At 57.9% G+C, this 17,652-nt stretch carries 18 protein-coding genes and 1 pseudogene; 4 read left to right on the top strand and 15 right to left on the bottom strand.

The features are described from left to right. From QZ766_RS07760 to QZ766_RS07745, 4 genes are all read right to left on the bottom strand, one after another. Window positions 1-1,517 (bottom strand): fimbria/pilus outer membrane usher protein (locus tag QZ766_RS07760; RefSeq protein WP_297199739.1); only part of this gene is annotated, 1,517 nt, incomplete at its 3' end. Beyond that, complete coding sequence (locus QZ766_RS07755) at window positions 1,493-2,242, bottom strand: molecular chaperone (RefSeq protein WP_297199736.1); 750 nt, start codon at window positions 2,240-2,242, stop codon at window positions 1,493-1,495. The genes QZ766_RS07760 and QZ766_RS07755, both read right to left, overlap by 25 nt. 15 nt (window positions 2,243-2,257) lie before the next feature. Then, a complete protein-coding gene (locus QZ766_RS07750) occupies window positions 2,258-2,764 on the bottom strand; it encodes a spore coat U domain-containing protein (protein ID WP_297199733.1) in 507 nt (168 codons plus the stop codon). Beyond that, window positions 2,764-3,306 (bottom strand): spore coat protein U domain-containing protein, encoded by a 543-nt coding sequence (locus QZ766_RS07745; protein ID WP_297199730.1) that lies wholly within the window; start codon window positions 3,304-3,306, stop codon window positions 2,764-2,766. Before QZ766_RS07745 ends, QZ766_RS07750 begins: the two co-directional genes overlap by 1 nt. Window positions 3,307-3,995: 689 nt before the next feature. On the opposite strand from QZ766_RS07745, the gene QZ766_RS07740 reads away from it, so the two are divergent. Then, the gene (locus QZ766_RS07740; RefSeq protein WP_297199727.1) at window positions 3,996-5,471 is read left to right on the top strand and encodes a S8 family serine peptidase; all 1,476 of its coding nucleotides are present in this window, start codon (window positions 3,996-3,998) and stop codon (window positions 5,469-5,471) included. Between the two features lie 113 nt (window positions 5,472-5,584). Here the strand turns inward: QZ766_RS07740 and cheW are convergent, their stop codons facing one another. The 6 genes from cheW to flhD all read right to left on the bottom strand — a co-directional run bounded on the left by cheW (window position 5,585) and on the right by flhD (window position 10,923). Continuing rightward, complete coding sequence (cheW, locus tag QZ766_RS07735) at window positions 5,585-6,088, bottom strand: chemotaxis protein CheW (RefSeq protein WP_297199724.1); 504 nt, start codon at window positions 6,086-6,088, stop codon at window positions 5,585-5,587. Between the two features lie 19 nt (window positions 6,089-6,107). Further along, window positions 6,108-8,093, bottom strand: coding sequence for a chemotaxis protein CheA (cheA, locus tag QZ766_RS07730; RefSeq protein ID WP_297199721.1), 1,986 nt, complete (start codon window positions 8,091-8,093; stop codon window positions 6,108-6,110). Window position 8,094: 1 nt separating this feature from the next. Continuing rightward, window positions 8,095-9,009 carry a flagellar motor protein MotB gene (motB, locus tag QZ766_RS07725; RefSeq protein ID WP_297199718.1) on the bottom strand — a complete coding sequence of 305 codons (915 nt, stop codon included), beginning with the start codon at window positions 9,007-9,009 and terminating at the stop codon, window positions 8,095-8,097. Then, on the bottom strand, window positions 9,006-9,896 hold the full coding sequence (gene motA, locus QZ766_RS07720) for a flagellar motor stator protein MotA (RefSeq protein ID WP_297199715.1): 891 nt from the start codon (window positions 9,894-9,896) through the stop codon (window positions 9,006-9,008). The genes motB and motA overlap by 4 nt, the downstream gene beginning before the upstream one ends. A gap of 95 nt (window positions 9,897-9,991) precedes the next feature. Next, window positions 9,992-10,576 carry a flagellar transcriptional regulator FlhC gene (flhC, locus tag QZ766_RS07715; protein ID WP_297199742.1) on the bottom strand — a complete coding sequence of 195 codons (585 nt, stop codon included), beginning with the start codon at window positions 10,574-10,576 and terminating at the stop codon, window positions 9,992-9,994. Further along, window positions 10,573-10,923 carry a flagellar transcriptional regulator FlhD gene (gene flhD, locus QZ766_RS07710; protein WP_297199713.1) on the bottom strand — a complete coding sequence of 117 codons (351 nt, stop codon included), beginning with the start codon at window positions 10,921-10,923 and terminating at the stop codon, window positions 10,573-10,575. Before flhD ends, flhC begins: the two co-directional genes overlap by 4 nt. A gap of 638 nt (window positions 10,924-11,561) precedes the next feature. Here flhD and uspC point away from each other — a divergent pair. Next, window positions 11,562-11,978, top strand: a complete 417-nt coding sequence (gene uspC, locus QZ766_RS07705; protein WP_297199710.1) for a universal stress protein UspC — start codon at window positions 11,562-11,564, stop codon at window positions 11,976-11,978. A 38-nt stretch (window positions 11,979-12,016) separates the two neighbouring features. On the opposite strand, the gene otsA is transcribed toward uspC, so the two are convergent. The 5 genes and pseudogenes from otsA to QZ766_RS07680 all read right to left on the bottom strand — a co-directional run bounded on the left by otsA (window position 12,017) and on the right by QZ766_RS07680 (window position 16,308). Then, window positions 12,017-13,441: an alpha,alpha-trehalose-phosphate synthase gene (gene otsA / locus QZ766_RS07700; RefSeq protein WP_297199707.1), complete on the bottom strand. Its 1,425-nt coding sequence runs from the start codon at window positions 13,439-13,441 to the stop codon at window positions 12,017-12,019. After that, window positions 13,416-14,216, bottom strand: coding sequence for a trehalose-phosphatase (otsB, locus tag QZ766_RS07695; RefSeq protein WP_297199704.1), 801 nt, complete (start codon window positions 14,214-14,216; stop codon window positions 13,416-13,418). Before otsB ends, otsA begins: the two co-directional genes overlap by 26 nt. 159 nt (window positions 14,217-14,375) lie before the next feature. Continuing rightward, window positions 14,376-14,933, bottom strand: a pseudogene (gene araH / locus QZ766_RS07690) (L-arabinose ABC transporter permease AraH); the annotation flags it as partial. 274 nt (window positions 14,934-15,207) lie between these two features. After that, window positions 15,208-15,459, bottom strand: a complete 252-nt coding sequence (locus tag QZ766_RS07685) for a DUF2766 family protein (RefSeq protein ID WP_297199701.1) — start codon at window positions 15,457-15,459, stop codon at window positions 15,208-15,210. Window positions 15,460-15,669: 210 nt separating this feature from the next. After that, window positions 15,670-16,308: an RpiB/LacA/LacB family sugar-phosphate isomerase gene (locus QZ766_RS07680; RefSeq protein ID WP_297199698.1), complete on the bottom strand. Its 639-nt coding sequence runs from the start codon at window positions 16,306-16,308 to the stop codon at window positions 15,670-15,672. A gap of 243 nt (window positions 16,309-16,551) precedes the next feature. On the opposite strand from QZ766_RS07680, the gene yecR reads away from it, so the two are divergent. Then, complete coding sequence (yecR, locus tag QZ766_RS07675) at window positions 16,552-16,887, top strand: YecR family lipoprotein (RefSeq protein ID WP_297199695.1); 336 nt, start codon at window positions 16,552-16,554, stop codon at window positions 16,885-16,887. Between the two features lie 191 nt (window positions 16,888-17,078). Then, window positions 17,079-17,576: a non-heme ferritin gene (ftnA, locus tag QZ766_RS07670; protein ID WP_297199692.1), complete on the top strand. Its 498-nt coding sequence runs from the start codon at window positions 17,079-17,081 to the stop codon at window positions 17,574-17,576. Window positions 17,577-17,652 lie beyond the last annotated feature (76 nt).

The following is a 17,652-nucleotide window of genomic DNA, read 5'->3' as shown; positions in this document are numbered from 1 at the left end:
CCGCGCCACAGGCTGCGGCTCCAGGATAGGCTCAGCAGGGACGTTTTCTGGCCGTCGAAGCTGCGCACGCCGATCCACGCGGTGCCGAGGCTGCCGAAGCCGCCCAGATTAAACGACAGCGAATACTGGTCGCTGCGCTGGCTGAGGCTCGCCGCCTGGGTGAAGCGGCTATCGGCGCTGCGTCGCTGGTCGTACAGGGCGAGATTGCCAAAGCCGCTGTTGCGTACAATGTGCTGCGTACCGAGGCTGACGACGCCGTTGCTGTACTGGTATCCCCAGCCCTGCTGCCGCCCCGCGTCGCCGTCCATCTGGCTGCCGGTGAGGCTGGCGTTAACGATGCCGTACTGGCCAATTTTCAGCAGGCCGCCGCCGCCCGCCAGCGCCAGCGAGCCCGCGCCCTCGGCGTGACTCTCGAGAGTAAAAAAGTCGCTGACTCCGTGGCGCCAGCTGCCGCTGCCCGCCAGCGGACCGTAATTAAAGCTGTCGATACCGTAGCTGCGGCGCAGAGCACCGAGGGTTATCGCCCCGTCGCTCAGGCCGGGCTTGAGCATTTCGCTGGCGACGTAGAACGGCAGCGTGGTGCTCACCTGCCGCCCGAGGGCGTCGGTGGTGACCAGCACCGCATCTCCCGCGCCGTTGACGTAAGGCAAGTTGGTGAGGCTGAAAGGGCCAGGCTGCAGCTCGGTGCTCCCCGCCCGGCTGCCGTTGATAAAGACATCGGCGGCAGTGGGTACGGCGGCGCTGCCGGAAAACGTCGGCAGCGGCCAGGTCACCAGGTCCGGACGCAGGCTGAAGTCGCGGCCAAAGCGTACCCCGCCCATCCGCACGCTGCTGCTCCAGCTCAGGGCATCGCTGAGGGTATCGCCGAGATCCCAGGAGGTGGCGCTGTCGTCGTTGCTGTAGCGCCAGCCGGTGTCGTAGCGGACATAGTCCTCCCCCTCCTGCTGTCCGCCGCCGCTGAAACTTTTGCGCAGGGTGCCGCTGCTGGAGAACGCGCCCCGGCCGCTGAACAGCCGCGCCTCGTGCCACAGCGCGGCGCGGCCGTTTTCCCCTTTGTCGCGGGCGGTATAGAGATCGTAATTGAGCAGCGCGCCGCTGCCCTCCTCCGGGCGCACCCGCGGCGCGGCCTCCTGAAACGGCGTATCCCGGGCGGCGAACCACCCGTCGGGCACCGCCAGCAGCAGGCGCTGAGCGCTGTCGTCGTAGCTGACGCTCACCTCCGGCAGCGCGGAGAGGTCCACCTCGCCGGCGGGCAGCTTATCATCAGGCAGTCCGGCGCGGGTCAGATCGTCGCGGGCAACAAACCAGCCGCCGCCGCGCCGGGTGGCCGGTACGGTCTGTCCGGTGTCGTAGTGGTTAATCACCAGCGTCAGCTGATAGACCAGCGGCCGATCGACCGCAGCGGCAGAGGGCGGCGGCGGCAGCAGATCGTCGCCCCGCTCCGCTCGCGCCCCGCCCGTGGACATCAGCACTATGCACATCGCGAGCGGCGCTAGTTTTGCGCCGGGGACTGCCATACCGCGGGCTTCGCATTGATGGTGGCAGAAAGGCGGGTGGGATGGCTCATGCCGGCGGGCAGCGGCCAGCTTCGGGTCTGGCCGGGGAGCACGTAACCGAGCAGCCCCTGCGCCATTTCACGCGGCGCGCCGCCGCTGCTTAGCGAAACCTGGCTGAGACGCAGATGCACCCGGCCCCGGTTTTGCACCTGCAGCGCTGGGCTGCCGTCAACCTGCGCCACCCGCCAGCTGATTCCGGCAGGATCGACCCCCGGCGCACCGTCGCCGCCCTGCGCCGGGGCCAGGCCCTCGCCGTAGGCAAACAGCGGGATCGAGTAGCGCATCTGCAGCTTAAGCCCGGACGGCCCGCCGCCCGCGCCGGCAGCCGGGGGAATTTCATCGATCACGATCCGCCAGGCCCGCTCCTGGCCGGCCGGCACCGGGCTCTGCTTAATCAGGCGGATAAGCTGCTTGCCCCCGGCGCTCAGGGAGATCATCGGCGGGCTGGCGACCACGTCCTGCTGCGGTCGGTAGCGCTCATAGCCGTTCTCCTGCTGCCAGCTCACCACCCGCACCTGCATCACCGCGGAGGTATTGCCGCGGTTTTCCAGCCACAGTTCAGTGGCGTTTTTACCGGCGGGAAGCGTGGGATCGACAGGCCAGATGAGAATTGAGGCGGCGGCCATCGCGCCGGCGGGCAGCAGGCCGGCGCAGAGCAGCGCCGGGCGCAGAAAACGAGAAGTCATAAAACGGCTCCTTAGCTACCATGACAACGTCACGGTAAGTTGATCGCTGTATGTGCCTGCCGGGCTGAACCCGGTCAGCTGTGCCGCGCCGTACAGCGGCAGCGCAATATTATTTCCGTTATTAACGGCCAGGCTGATATCGCTGCCGACGGCAATTTCGCTGCCCGCCCCCATCCCGCTGCTGGTATACAGTCGGTAAGGCACCCGCTCGGTGCCGCCCTCGCGCTGCATATTGCGCCCGCTGCCGTAGTGCAGGCCGCCGTCGACGCGCATACGCAGGGTGACGCCGGGGGTGCAGGCCAGCGCCAGCAGCTGTTCGGGGACGAACTGGGCGGTGAGCTGCCCGCGGGTAACGCCGCTGACGCTGCCAAAATTGAGCGAGCCGAGACGGCCCTGGCTGCCAGCGGTGAATTCACAGCCGGCCTTAATTTGGGCGCTCACCTTGAAGGACTGGGACGAGACGGTCAGCGCCGCGTGGCCGCAAAACGCGGCCAGCCACAGCAGTCCGGCAGCCCGCCACATTAATAGTCGACGCTGATTTGCACCGTGTCGGTATAGGTGCCCGCGGCCACCAGCGTGCTGTTGCCCTGGATCCTGCCCCACAGGGCGTAAGTATCGGTGCTGTCAGCGCTGGAAACCGGCTGCAGCGCCGTACCGTTCTCTATCTCCTTGCTCATTGCGCTGCTGTCAAACAGGCTATAGGCAACGCCCTGGGTCGTGTCGGTGGTGTTGACCAGATAGCGGGCGGCGGTTCCGGTAATCCCTGCAGTCGTTGCGGGTTTACTTGTATTTTGTGAACCGGTGACTTTCACCGTGTAGTTGGTGGTATTGCACTTGACGGTGAAACTGTTGGTCTGCCGGGTCAGCACGCCGAAAGTTGCTGCCTGGGTGCCGAAATCCAGCGTGCCGAAGTTAATACCGCTGCCGGTCTCATTATTATTGATCAGGCAGCCGTTGGTGAGAGTGAGCGTGACGCCAACGGTGCCGGTGCTGGAGTCCGCGCGTGCGCCGGTAGCGAACGCCAGCAGCAGCGCGCTGGCGGTGAAGAGCGTGATTATTTTCATGTCACAATCCCTGGGTAGTCAGGAACGGCTGACGCTTTATTGCGTGCGTCAGAGAATAAGGGAGCCGAGCGGCTCCTTATTGAAATTTAGTTAAGATTGGGTTTTCTACCAGCCGGAAAGGAAAAATTTGTCGGCGCAGCCGCGACGGAAGCGGTATACAGGTATTACTTCACACCCTGATGCAATAGCTATAATCGTAATGCAACTAAAAACGTGACGTTTATCACTTTGCTCCGTGTTGCAGTACGATCATCCAGCGGGGTTCGGCCAACGGCGAGATAATACGGCCGTATCCCCTTTGAGGCCTCAGCTGCTTTTAACCAAAAGGGACCAATGCTCGTTATTTACTTACTGACCGCGGCTAACTATGTTTCCCATGCGACGGCGGCTGGATAACGCTCATCTGACTGCACTGCTAACATTCTGAATGCACCCCAGCCATTTATGTAAGCTGGCGAAATTAAGCATCGTTAAGGCGGCCAACTGCATAATGGAAGAAAAAGCGGCTGTTTTTCTATCGACAAAACACGGCCTCTTTATTCAAATAAATAATAGCAATGCATCAACTGTTATTTTACAAAAATCAACCTGCAGTATATAAGACCCTAGACACAAGATGTTATAACAACAATATCAATCCCTACTGTTAATGTTGAAATAAACCCTCCAGAGAATAAGGATCCCTGAACGTGAAATTAAAGTTAATGCTGCTAAGTCTATGTATTTCAGCCAGTCTCCCTGCCTTTGCTGGCAAGGTTGACTATTATGCTTCCAGCGACATTGAGTATTCGTCAATTATTATTAAGTACGCGCAAAAATTCCCTCAGGTTCGTTCAGGGGAAAAAGTGATAGGCGCGCCGGTTGCCGATCCGAAAGGGGTAATGCTGAAACCAGAAAAATTATTCAGCACTCTGCCGCAAACCCGCTCGGGAGATGACGCAGGCGATGCTCACGGCCTTAACCGCTACTATCAAATCACGCTCCCGACAGATAAACAAAAAGACGTTAAATATATTAATGAGGTTCTCGACAACCTGTCTAATCTTCCTCAGGTAGAACTTATTTACCCTGCTGTTGCTCCCTCAATCCATCAGGAGCAGCAAGAGAATAAAGAGCCGTCAAAAACAACCAAAGCTCAGGTTAATCAGGACGCCAGCCCTCTCGATACAACCCCTGACATTACAGATACTCAGAGCTATCTTGATGATCCTACAGCTTTCATACCTGATTACGACCTGGGTGGTATCAACTGGTTTAATGTCAAAAATAAACCTGGAGCACAGGGTGAAGGTATTACGATTATTTCTGCCGAAATTGGACACTGGAATACGCAGCATTCTGACCTTCCCGCTTCATTTAAGGATTACTATGTGCCTGGAAAAGAGGCAAAAGTTGACTTCCACGATACATCTTCAGTCGGAATTATGGCGGCAACAGATAATAGTTTTGGCGTAACGGGTATCGCAAACAAAGCCCGTTTCGGTCATTCCCGCAGTGAGCTGCAGGCTGTTATGGCCTCAAGTACTGCGCTTAAACCGGGTGATGTCATTCAGATCGGTGTAGAGAGTATGACCAACACTTGTAAGGATGGCAGGTGTGTCAAAGGTTACGGGCCCATGGAGATACAACAGGCATGGTTTGATGCTATCAAGACGTTAACTGACAGAGGGATTATTGTCATTGAAGCCGCCGGGAATGGAAATATCAACTTTGACGATCCCGTATATGAGGGGAAATTTGATCCCGCGCAACGCGATTCAGGGGCCATCATTGTGGGTGCCGTCTGTGCGCAGAATGCGGCCAGAGCAGGATTCTCAGATTATGGAAAACGTATAACAAGTTCGTCATGGGGCTGCTGGGATGTCGTAACGACCACGGCTAATGGTGTCGATGCGACTTATAATTACGGACCCAACGATCAGTACACCTTAAGGTATAGTGGTACTTCTTCTGCCAACCCTATTATCGCCGGCGCAGCAGCCAGCCTGTCGGGGTATGCAAAAGCGAAAAATATCACGCTGACGCCACGGCAGGTGCGTACTATTCTCCAGGAAACGGGCACTCGTTTTAGTGGTTCAGAAGGGAGGGAAAGCGACTCATCTGTTTTGGGCACTCAGCCTGACCTGGTAAAAGCCTTTGCGCGCGTGGATAGCCTGCAAAAATAGATCCTGTTGCGAAAATCAGGTGGTGATAAATTTATCACGCCTGGAGGCTGGTCAACCGAGATGACCAGCCTCTTTTATTTACTCAGGTATTTCTGCCGGGGCCGAAATATCTCTCAGGCCGCACTATTTACCGCACCGCTCACCAGCGCCATCTCTTCGCTATTAAGCAGTTTCTCTATATTCACCAGAATCAGCATTCGCTCGTCGAGAGCGCCAAGGCCGGTTAAATATTCGGTGGAGAGCGTTACCGCAAACTCCGGCGCCGGGCGGATCTGCGCAGCGCTCAGCGAGAGGACGTCGGAAACGCCGTCAACCACAATGCCCACCACCCGCTGGCTGAGATTGAGCACAATCACCACCGTATTATCGTTATAGGTCACGTCCTGCTGGCTGAACTTCACCCGCAGATCGACGATAGGCACGATAACCCCGCGTAGGTTGGTGACGCCTTTAATAAAGGCCGGGGTGTTGGCGATGCGGGTCACCTGGTCGTAGCCGCGGATCTCCTGCACTTTGAGAATATCAATGCCGTACTCTTCATCACCGAGGGTAAATACCAGAAATTCCTGGCCGGAGGGCTCGCCCGCCAGCGCGGCAACATTTGTCATACCGGTCATCTTTTTTCCTTTCTTTGTTTCAGGCGGCGCAGGCCGCCGCGCGTTGTTCACGATTGAGCCCCTGCAGGGCGGAGACGTCGACGATCAGCGCTACGCTGCCGTCGCCGAGAATAGTGGCGGCAGACACGCCCGGCACCTTGCGGTAGTTGCTCTCCAGATTTTTCACCACCACCTGATGCTGGCCGATAAGCTTGTCCACCAGCAGCGCGTAGCGGCGGCCCGCGCTTTGCACGATCACCGTAATGCCCTGCACGGCGTCGGTTTTCGCCCCGTCAACCTGAAAGACTTTCCACAGCTCAACCAGCGGCAGGTATTCGCCGCGCACTTCCAGCACCCGCTCGCCGCCCGCCAGCGGATGCAGATCCGCGCCGCGGGGCTGGAGCGACTCCATTACCGCATTAAGCGGCAGAATAAACACTTCGTCGCCCACCTGCACCGACATGCCGTCGAGGATCGCCAGCGTCAGAGGTAGCAAAATGCGAATAGCGGTGCCCGCGCCGGGGACAGAGTGGATTTGCACGTGACCGCCCATCTGCTGAATATTGCGCTGCACCACGTCCATGCCGACGCCGCGCCCGGAGACGTCGGTGACCTGTTCTGCGGTGGAAAAACCGGGGGCAAAAATCAGCTGCGTCACCTCGTCGTCGCTCATCTCATCACTCACCGCCATGCCGCGCTCCCGCGCCCTGGCAAGAATGCGCTCCCGGTTAAGCCCCGCGCCGTCGTCCGCCACTTCAATGCAGATATTGCCGCCCTGGTGTTCGGCGCTGAGCGTGAGGTTTCCGCAGGCGGGTTTTCCGGCGGCGATGCGCGCCTGCGGTGATTCGATGCCGTGATCGAGGCTGTTGCGCACCAGGTGCGTCAGGGGATCGATAATGCGCTCGATCAGGCTTTTATCCAGCTCGGTGGAGCTGCCCTGCAGCGTCAGCGCCACCTCTTTATCAAGCCTGCCAGCCAGGTCGCGCACCAGGCGCGGGAAGCGGCTGAAGACATACTCCATCGGCATCATGCGAATTGACATCACCGACTCCTGCAGGTCGCGGGCGTTGCGCTCCAGCTGGCCCATGCAGCCGAGCAGATCCCCGTGCTGAACCGGATCCAGCGCCGCGGAGCGCTGGGCCAGCATCGACTGGGTGATCACCAGCTCCCCGACGAGATTAATCAGCCGGTCAACTTTCTCCACGGCCACGCGGATGCTTCCGGACTCGCCGGCGCGGGGGGCTGTCTCCTGCCCCGCGCGGGAGGCCGGACGCGGCGCGGCGGCGGGCGCATCGTCCACCGCGTCTTTTTCAGGCTGCAGGAGTACGGGCTGCTCGGGTTCGGGCGTTGCGCCGCCGACAGCGGACTCAAAAGTAATCTGCTCCGGCTCAATAACGAAGCACAGCACCGCGGCGATATCGTCCCGGGCCACCTCACCTTCCAGCACAGCGCTCAGGGAGTCTGCCCCTTTCTCCACGCCGCTGACGCAGGCCAGATTACTCAGCTCTTCCAGCAGCATCTCTGCTTCACCGGGTTTTAAGCCGCAGAGGCGGATGCGCAGAGTTTCACTGCCGGCGGGCGGCGCGGTGACCGCATCTACAACGGTCAGGCTGGCGGGCGGGACCTGTTCACCCTTCGCTTCCAGCGCCAGCTGGCGCAGGGCAGTACAGATATACTCCACGCTGGCGTCGTCGGGCTCGCGGGAATTTTTATAAGCCTCAAGCTGTTCCTGCATAATGTCTTTCGTTTCCAAAAACAGGTTAATCATATCGGGGGTGAGCGACAGTTCGCCGCGCCGGGCGTCGTCGAGCAGGTTCTCCATCAGGTGGGTGGTCTCCTGCAGGGCGCGAAAGCCAAAAGTACCCGCCCCGCCCTTGATGGAGTGGGCGGCCCGGAAGATGGCGTTGAGCCGCTCGGCATCCGGTGCCGCGGGGGCCAGCGCCAGCAGGTGCTGCTCCATGTCGGCCAGCAGCTCGTCGGCCTCGTCAAAGAAGGTTTGATAAAAATCGCTGATATCCAGACTCACGCTATTTCCTTACGTCGGATGCCGGCTGCGCCTGAGGCGCCGGCTGCTGGAGGATGCTTACCGGCTGGTTCTGGCTTTCGGCATTCTCGTTGACAATGGCCTGCTCGGCCTGGCGGTTGAGCACCAGCAGGCTGATGCGTCGGTTAACGGCGTCATCGCCGCCGTGGGCCTGCAGCTTCATGGTGTTGGCCATGCCGATCACCCGCAGCACTTTACCGCCGTCAAGCCCGCCCGCCACCAGCTCCCGCCGGGAGGCGTTGGCGCGCTCGGCGGAGAGCTCCCAGTTGCTGTAGCCCCGGTCGCCGCCGGCGTAGGGGAAATCGTCGGTGTGGCCGGAGAGGCTAATTTTGTTCGGGATCTCGTTAAGGACAGGCGCGATGCCGCGCAGGATATCGCGCATGTAGGGTTCCACCTCGGCGCTGCCGGTTTTGAACATCGGCCGGTTGCGGCTGTCGACGATCTGAATGCGCAGCCCCTCCTGCACCAGATCGATTTTCAGATGGGGACGCAGCGCCTTAAGGCGCGGATCTGCCTCAATCAGCTGGTCCAGCTCGCCGCGGATTTTTTTCAGCCGGCTCTGCTCCATCTGCTTGCGCAGCGCGTCGATGTTGGGGGTTTTCTTGATATCGCCGTCCCGGCGGGTGTAGTCATCGCCGCCGCCGGGGATCGGGCTTTCGCTTTCGGAAATGCGGGTACCGCCGGTTATTGCCGTTGCCAGCGGCGTGCGAAAGTACTCCGCCAGCTGGATAAGCTCTTTCGGACTGGAGATGGCGAGCAGCCACATCACCAGGAAAAAGGCCATCATCGCGGTCATAAAATCGGCGTAGGCAATTTTCCACGAGCCGTGGCCGCCGCCGCCGTGCACTTTTGGCTTACGCCGGCGCACTACCACAATTCGGTGCGGCTGGGTTTTCATACTTCCTCGGTGCTGGCGGGCTGGGCGGCGGGATTACGTACCGCGCGGACGTGCTCTTCCAGCTCCAGGAAGGAGGGCCGCTCGCTGGAGTAGAGGGTTTTACGGCCAAACTCCACCGCGATCGGCGGCGCGTAGCCGTTGAGGTTCGACAGCAGGGTAATTTTGACGCACTGCATCATCTTGGTGGTTTCGGCACTTTTCTGGCGCAGCACGGTGGCCAGCGGCGAGATAAAGCCGTAGGCCAGCAGGATGCCGAGGAAGGTGCCGACCATCGCGTGGGCGATCAGCGAGCCCAGCTCCGCCGCCGGCCGGTCCGCCGAGCCCAGGGCGTGAACCACCCCCATCACCGCCGCAACGATGCCGAACGCCGGCAGGGAGTCGCCCACCTGCGCCAGGCTGTTGGCGGGAACTTCGGCCTCGCTTTCGTGGGTTTCGATCTCTTCGTCCATCAGGGCTTCAATTTCGAAGGCGTTCATGTTGCCGCTGATAATCAGGCGCAGGTAGTCGACGATAAATTCCAGCATCACGCGGTCCGCGAGGATGCGGGGATAGCTGGCAAAAATCTCGCTCTGCTGCGGATTTTCAATATCCCCTTCGAGGGAAAAGGTGCCCTGCTGGCGCGATTTGGCCATCAGCCGATACAGCAGCGCCAGCAAATCCATATACATGGTTTTGGTGTAGGTTGAGCGGCGAAACAGCAGCGGCAGCGCTTTAAGGGTGCCTTTAATGGATTTACCGTTGTTGCCGACGATAAAAGCGCCGACGCCGGCGCCGGCAATAATGATCAGTTCAGCGGGCTGGTAGAGCGCCCCGAGATGGCCGCCGGTGAGCGCGTAGCCGCCAAACACCGTACCGAGCACCACCAGATAACCTAATAAGATAAGCACGACATCATCCTTCCGCTGAAAAGAAGCCAGGGATGAAGCAGGCACGGGCGGCGCCTGGTCAAAAAAGCGGACCGGAGTCCGCGGAGTCTGACGGGTTAAACCACGCGCGCTATCTGCTCATCCAGCAGTTGTGGAAGGTTATCGGCAGACGGGAGAGAAAGTTTACGCCTTTTTACCGCCCGCGACGGCGGCTGGCAGAGGCTACAGACGAAGCTGCCGGCGGGCTGGTGGGCGTGGGTAATAAAATTGCCGCCGCAGCAGTCGCAGACGTTCAGCTCCAGCATTCCGCTTTCAACAAAACGCACCAGCGTCCAGGCGCGGGTCAGCGCCAGCACCGGCCCGTCCGGCCCCGGCTGGCACTGTTCCAGGTAGAGACGGTAGGCTTTAATCACCGCGTCCACGCCGCTGCAGAGCCCGGTTTTCAGCAGGTACTGCCAGATGTTGCAGAACATCGACGAGTGGATATTCTGTTCCCAGGTCATGAACCAGTCGGTGGAGAACGGCAGCATCCCTTTCGGCGGCGGGCTGCCGCGCAGCTCCTTATAGAGCTTAATTAAGCGCCCGCGACTGAGCTGGGTTTCGCTTTCCAGCATCTGCAGGCGTGCGCCGAGGGTAATCAGCTCCATCGCCAGCTGAATGTCCCGCGCTTCCTGGATAATGCTCTTCCCGGTCATGATCAGGCCCTTTTCTTCCGCGCGGCGGCATCGGCTTCGCCGGCTTCTTTTAGCAGGCGCGTAGAGAGCAGGATCCCCGTATGCATCTGCTGAAGATCGTCCACCCGCGACGCCTGGGTCAGCAGCGCGATGGTTTGCGGATTATCGAAGCGAAACTGGCACACCAGCTGATTGGTTTCCGCCAGCCGCACCATTTCCGGCAGCGTCAGCGCGCCGAGCGCGTCGGCCATCTCTTCGTTAACGCCGAGGCGAAACATCGCCGTGGCTTTGTCCTGGCTAATTAAACGCTGGGCGAGGAGTAAATAAGACAGATTAATATCGTAGATATGCTTGAGTAGCTCGGATGTGTGCATTTTTTCCATCCAGAATAAGCAACTGTGGTTATATGCGGCAATGCCGCACCCCGTTTAGTGACGAGATGTCCCGCGTGACAAGGCGGGCGAAGATTTCTTTACATCAGGGGCGACGTGCGCGCGCATCTCTGGGCCAGTATTAAGCCCACTGAATTTATAAATTTTCTTACAGTTCGTTAAGATTTTTCCTAATGCGCAGCAACTGTACCTGTCGCCCCTGTCACATACAACGAGACCTAAGACAAATTTTAAAAATTATGTGATCTTCGTCACATAAAACAGCCAATATATGACATATGACACATTAGCGTTACTTCTTATTGGCGAGCATTTCTATCAATCTGACATTATTAGATCCCTTATTAATTGAGTAATTATCCTGGCCCTATTTTTATTAGGGATATTCAACGCGCCGCTATTTTCGCAAAAAGAGAATAATTACCCGCCGGAAATAAATGGATTTTAGCGCGCCGTGAAAAACACTTTTTTATCACTTGGCGCACCGGGCTGTTTTAATGTCAGAGCCGTTACTACCCGCCTATAGTGTCCGCCGCAAAAACGGCGCGCGCTTGTTGCGCGGGGTGCGAAAACGGAGTAAGAAAAACGAGAGTGCCGCTCGTCAAATGCAAGGAGGTAAGATGACGTATTCGCATATCGTAGTTGCCGTCGCCCCAACCCCGGAAAGCCTGACGCTGGTCAAGAAGGCTGTTTCTATTGCCCGACCTGTCGGGGCGCAAATCAGCCTGATCACCTTTGCCTCCGATCCGGAAATCTATAATCAGTTTGCCGCCCCGATGATGGAAAACCTTCGCGAATTAATGCAGGAGGAGACCCGCCAGTTTTTAGCCAGTCTGGTAAATAACGCTGGCTATCCGATAGCCAGAACCACCATTGCCAGCGGCGAACTGGGAGAGAGTATTAAGGCGTTCTGCATGAAGCACGCGGCCGATTTAGTGATTTGCGGCAACCACAACCAGTCTTTTTTCGCCCGCGCCACCACCTCTGCCAAAACGGTGGCTGCCTGCGGCGTGGACGTGCTGCTGGTATCTTTGTAGCGAAGGAGTACAGCCCGGCTACCGCCGGGCTGTCGGCCTCAGGCCAGTTTCGGGAAGGTGGCGACGTTATTTTGCAGGCGGCTCTCTTCCGTGCGCGCCGCTATCTGCTTTAGGTCGTGAATAAAGCGTTCCTGCCAGTTGTTGATGTCGTTATGCCTGATAACCGCCAGCATCTCCGCGTGGCGGGAAATACGCTCGGTCAGCGGCATGGTCAGCGCCCGATCCAGCGCTTTTGCCACGTCGTCGCGATCGTAAGGATTAACCAGCAGCGCGGAGGTCAGCTCGTTAGCGGCCCCGGCGAACTGGGACAGCACCAGCACCCCCGGATCGGCAGGATCCTGCGCGGCGACATACTCTTTCGCCACCAGGTTCATTCCGTCGCGCAGCGGCGTCACCAGCCCCACTTCTGCATAGCGGAACACCTTCATAATCAGCTTGCGGTCAAAATGCTGGTTGAGGTAGTAGAGCGGCGTCCAGCCCAGCTGGCCGTACTGGCCATTGATGCGTCCGGCGGCGTTCTCCAGCTGGTGACGAATTTCCTGATAGGCCTGCACTTCGCCCCGGGAGGTGGGGGCAATCTGGGTGTAGCGAATTTTGCCGTGATGCTTCGGATACTTCTCCAGCAGCGCCTCGTAGGCCTGGAAGCGCTCCGGCAGGCCCTTGGAGTAATCCAGACGCTCAACGGAAAAGATATTTTTAACACTTTTAAGCTCTGCTTTCAGCTGCGCCAGCTTGGGCGGCAGCGGGCCGTCGGCGAGGCGGGCGATTTCATCCGCGTCGATGCCAATCGGGTAAACCTCGGTGCGGAAATGGTGGCCCCAGGCGGTGTGGTTTTTATCGCCCTGGCTTGTGAGGCGAGTCTGGCTGGCCACGCAGTCGAGAAAGGCAACCCGGTCATTTTCGGTCTGGAATCCCAGCAGATCGTACTCGCACATCTGCTCCAGCAGTTCGGCCTGCGACGGCAGCGCGTTAAATACTTCCGGGGTGGGAAACGGGATGTGCAAAAAAAAGCCGATGCGGTTGTTAACGTTGCGCTTGCGCATTTCGCTGGCAAACGGCAGCAGATGATAATCGTGCACCCACAGGTTGTCGTCGGGCTTAATCAGCGGCAGGAGCTTGTCCGCCAGCGTGGCATTCACCCGCAGGTAGCCTTCCCACGCTTCACGCTGGAAATTAACCAGATCGAGGCGATAGTGAAACAGGGGCCAGAGCACGGCGTTGGAAAACTGATTGTAATAAAGCTCGAGATCCTGCTCGTTAAGATCGAAGGAGGCCCAGGTAATATTGCCGCGGCTGACTTTTTTCAGCGGGGCACTTTCGTCGCCGACTTCACCGCTCCAGCCAAACCATAACCCGCCGGCTGCTTTCAGCGCCCCTAAAATACCCACTGCCAGCCCGCCGGCGCTGGCCTTTTTTTCATCCGGGGGAGCGATGCGATTAGATACTACGACTAAGCGACTCATTACCATTTCTCCTGTCATCTGGCGCACTGTCTTGTTGTTGTTTTGTCATCTGCAGCAGCCAGCGGTGCGTGTCATCGACGCTGGCTAACCGGTATTTAGCGCGCGTGTTGCCCTGCCCTACTTTTACCGACAGGCCGCCCAGCGCGTTAACCGCGTCAAAGCCCGCCTCATCGGTTAAATCATCGCCGATAAAGACCGGGATACGTCCGGTAAACGGCGACTCCTGCATAAACGCGTTGATAGCTTCCCCTTTGCTGATGCCCGCGGGCTTGATTTCCACCACGCATTTGCCGGGCTGCAGCGCGAGGCCGGGGAAGCAGCTCACCGCCGCCTGTGCCAGCGCGCCAATGGCCTTTTCATGCTCCGGGGCCTGGCGATAGTGCAGCGCAAAGGCCATACCTTTACTTTCCAGCTGCACGCCGGAAAGCCACTGCACTGCGTCGGAAAGCCACTGCTTTAGCACTCCAGCCAGAGTACCCGGCAGCGCGATAATGTGGTTCTGACCTTTGATGTCGCGGCGTTCAGCGCCGTGTACTCCGGCGAGCGGAAAGCTGTGCGGCGCCGCAAGGGCGTCCAGCTCGCGCATTGAGCGCCCTGAAATCAATGCCAGCGCCCCGCCCTGCTGCTCGGCCAGCATCGCAAGACTATGGCGAACCTCGGCGGGAATGAATACCTCGTCGGGCCGGGACTGGATCTCCGCCAGCGTGCCGTCGAGGTCGAAAAAAAAGGCATAATGTCCGGTCAGCGCTGGAGGTGCATATAGTGTATCGGCCACCCTGAAATCCTCCTCGTTGTGACTGTTTTAGCATGAATGTTAACTAACAGTTAGCCGTGTAAGTATAGACAGTGTGACCGGGCTCGCCATTTTCAAATGAAAACGCCAGCGGAATATACCGCTGGCGCCCATTCAGACATATGCTTGTAAGTTGATCTTTTAACCAACCGTTCGTTTAGCCTTTTGCTTGTATCGGTCAAAAATGACCGCCGCCAGCAGGATAAGCCCACGCACCACGTACTGGGAAAACGGCGAGATGTTCAGCAGGTTCATCGCATTTTCCACCGTACCCAGAATCAGGATCCCCGCCACCACGTACGAGATCTTGCCGATCCCGCCTTTCAGCGATACGCCACCCAGCACGCACGCCGAGATAACGATCAGCTCATAACCAATTGAGGTCATTGGCTGGCCGCTGGTCATGCGCGAGGCGAGAATAATCCCGGCCGCCGCCGATACCAGACCCGACAGCATGAAGATAATGATTTTGGTTCGCACCACCGGCACACCCGCCAGCCGCGCGGCCTCTTCATTACCGCCGATGGCCAGCGTGTTTCGGCCAAAGGTGGTTTTATTGAGCAGAAAGCCAAAGATAATCAGACAGCCTACCGTCAGCCAGATGGGGGCCGGCAGACCAAGCCAGGTGGCATAGCCGAGAGTGAAAAAGCGCTCGTCTTCAATCCCCACCGCTTTACCGTCGGAGATGATATACGCCAGCCGCCGCGTCCCTATCGCTGTTGACCTCGCGCAAAAAAAGGCTCGCTGCCGGACAAGTGACAAATAGTGTTTGGCATTTCTGCGCGTTATTTACAGCAAGCGCTAGCGCCGTCTTAAAAGGTCTATTGAGAGGACATTATTAATGACGAAAATATGCGATTGGTAATAGCGGGTCCGGCGGGAGGGTATATTCACTGCGAGATACAGACCGGCCCGCCGGTCGCATTGTTACCCGCCATATTTCAGACAGCCTGAAGAATGACGGGTAAAGAACTTAATGCGCGGATTCTTGCGGGGTAAATTTCAGCTCGATCAGCGCCACCGCTTTCTGCACCGCGCGCAGGGTTACCGGATCTGCGGAAGCGGGATTGCTGGCAAAGTCGATGGCGCGCAGCTGGCTGGCCATTTTTTCACGCACTTCTACCGGGGCAATGACGTCAATAACGTCAAGAATTTGCTTGATAACCAGCTGGCAGGCGACAACGTCGGAGAGCAGCTCGTCGCTGGCGGTCAGATTCTGGGACATGATTCACTCCTGTAATAAAAGTGCGCCATAGTAACCCGATTCCGCTAAAAAATCCGGGGTTGGCCGTGGGTCAATACGCTTTTATTCAGGAGAGTAAAAAGGCGGCAGCCTCAGGTGAAGAACTGAACGACGGGAAAAAGGGACCGCAGCAGTCCCCTTTAATGCGGCGGGAGAACTGCCCGGCACGTCTGCGGTGCCGGGCGGCAGACATCAGGCCAGCACTTCGCGGACGAAGGCTTCAATCTCTTTATCCTGGCAGTGTTCAAAGAAGCACTGCTGGAAGCGCGGGCCGCTGACGGCGGTTTTCACCAGCGCCGGATCGATAGCGCGCAGGGTATCGAGGTAGTTATCTTTTACCACCGCCGCCTTCACCTGGTTAAGAATGCCAGCGTTGCGCACCTGCGGCTCTTTGCGCTCCGGCGGATAGCCTTCGCCGCTCTGGCCGGTAAAGGCTTTTTCAAAGATAAAGCGCACGTTCAGCTCCGCGCCCCAGCCAAAGCCTTTAGCAAACGGCAGGGACAGCGCGTTGCCGTTGTTAATCTGGGCAAACAGGAAGGCGTCCGCCGGGTCGATACAGTAGCCACAGACCACGCCCGGATGAATGTTGAGTGACATCAGCGCGCCCTGGCCGGTGCCGCAGCCGGTGACGACAAAATCCACCGCGCGGGAATTCAGCAGAATGCTGGCCATGATCCCCAGATGAATATAGGTCAGATGATGATCCTGCTCGTCGCTCATGCCGACGTTGAAAACCGGAAATCCTTTTTCATCGACCACGGTGTGCAGCTCGCGGAGGATTGCGGCATTCTTGGCGGCCTGGCTGTTTTCCATCATCAGTGCAATTTTCATGGGTTTGTCTCCTGGATGCTGTAGGCAAATGACTGTCATTACTGGCAGTCTATCCTTTAAAAAACATTCATTCAAATTTAATGAAAAGATGTTTCATAAATTACGATGGCGCTCGCAATTTTTTGCTGCGGGATGCCTGGGGCCACCGTTGGCGGAAGTAGGCCCTGTTCTCACGGCTGTTCGGACTATTGCCGCCGGCCGGCGGCGCTATGCTGTCATGGATAAAATTCGATCCGGAGCCTGATGATGAAAACTGTGGTTATCACCGCTGCGCTGCTCCTTTGCGCCTGCAGCGTCGAGCGCAAGGCCAGCGTTGAGCAGGTTGACGCTAACAGCGGCATTGTGCGCCTGACCTACGGCCAGGCGATGCTGCAGTCCGCCAAGACCGACGGGCGCGCCGCGCAAGTGAACGCCCTCAAAGCGTGCCAACAGATGGGCTACGCCACCGCCGTCGATTACGGCCAGCCGGAAACCACCTGTACCACTTTCGCCGGCTCCCTGTGCCTGAATGAAAAAATCACCCTCCAGTACCAGTGCCGCGGTATTGCCGGCACGCTCGTCAATAATCCGACGTGGTAATAACCTTATCTCCAGCGAGAATATTTATTTTTTAAAAACGAATTATTCTCATTATATTTAACAGCAGCATTGCGTATTATTCCCATTAGCATTTAACATCCGCATATTTAATTATTTACCTTTTGCATATAAATTAATTACAACTTATAGTGAGCACGTTTTAATCACCGCTTAATTTACAGGGAACCCACATGCTGAAAGCTGAAATGATCGAAAAATTAAATGAGCAAATGAACCTTGAGCTTTACTCCTCGCTGCTTTATCAGCAGATGAGCGCCTGGTGCAGCTACCACAGCTTTGAAGGCGCCGCCGCGTTTCTGCGCCGCCACGCGCAGGAAGAGATGGAACATATGCAGCGCCTGTTCGATTACATGGCGGATACCGGCAGCCTGCCGCGCATTAACGCCACCGAATCGCCTTTTGCTGAATATGTCTCCCTTGACGATCTGTTCCGCGCCACCTACGAGCATGAACAGTTTATTTCGCAGAAAATTAATGAGCTGGCCCACGCGGCAATGACCAGCCAGGACTACGCCACCTTTAATTTCCTCCAGTGGTACGTTGCCGAGCAGCATGAAGAAGAGAAGCTGTTTAAATCGGTTATTGATAAGCTCAGTCTTGCAGGCAAGAGCGGTGAAGGCCTTTATATTATTGATAAAGAGCTGGCGACCCTCGACGCACAGCCGTAATAGTTTCGCGGGCAGCGCAGCGCTGCCCCGCCGCCCATTTTAACCCCCCCAAATTACGTCATTTAACCGTAAAAAA

Source organism: uncultured Pluralibacter sp. (assembly GCF_913775985.1).
Taxonomy (GTDB): domain Bacteria; phylum Pseudomonadota; class Gammaproteobacteria; order Enterobacterales; family Enterobacteriaceae; genus Pluralibacter.
The sequence above is the reverse complement of the archived record's forward strand: the minus strand, read 5'-3'. Positions and strand labels throughout refer to the sequence as shown.

Bases quoted from the DNA above. Each gene is read 5' to 3' on its own strand.
- motB (WP_297199718.1), bottom strand. From the start codon at position 9,009: ATGAAAACCCAGCCGCACCGAATTGTGGTAGTGCGCCGGCGTAAGCCA.
- QZ766_RS07745 (WP_297199730.1), bottom strand. From the start codon at position 3,306: ATGAAAATAATCACGCTCTTCACCGCCAGCGCGCTGCTGCTGGCGTTC.
- yecR (WP_297199695.1), top strand. From the start codon at position 16,552: ATGATGAAAACTGTGGTTATCACCGCTGCGCTGCTCCTTTGCGCCTGC.
- flhD (WP_297199713.1), bottom strand. From the start codon at position 10,923: ATGCACACATCCGAGCTACTCAAGCATATCTACGATATTAATCTGTCT.
- QZ766_RS07750 (WP_297199733.1), bottom strand. From the start codon at position 2,764: ATGTGGCGGGCTGCCGGACTGCTGTGGCTGGCCGCGTTTTGCGGCCAC.
- ftnA (WP_297199692.1), top strand. From the start codon at position 17,079: ATGCTGAAAGCTGAAATGATCGAAAAATTAAATGAGCAAATGAACCTT.
- QZ766_RS07755 (WP_297199736.1), bottom strand. From the start codon at position 2,242: ATGACTTCTCGTTTTCTGCGCCCGGCGCTGCTCTGCGCCGGCCTGCTG.
- uspC (WP_297199710.1), top strand. From the start codon at position 11,562: ATGACGTATTCGCATATCGTAGTTGCCGTCGCCCCAACCCCGGAAAGC.
- QZ766_RS07680 (WP_297199698.1), bottom strand. From the start codon at position 16,308: ATGAAAATTGCACTGATGATGGAAAACAGCCAGGCCGCCAAGAATGCC.
- QZ766_RS07685 (WP_297199701.1), bottom strand. From the start codon at position 15,459: ATGTCCCAGAATCTGACCGCCAGCGACGAGCTGCTCTCCGACGTTGTC.
- otsA (WP_297199707.1), bottom strand. From the start codon at position 13,441: ATGAGTCGCTTAGTCGTAGTATCTAATCGCATCGCTCCCCCGGATGAA.
- cheW (WP_297199724.1), bottom strand. From the start codon at position 6,088: ATGACCGGTATGACAAATGTTGCCGCGCTGGCGGGCGAGCCCTCCGGC.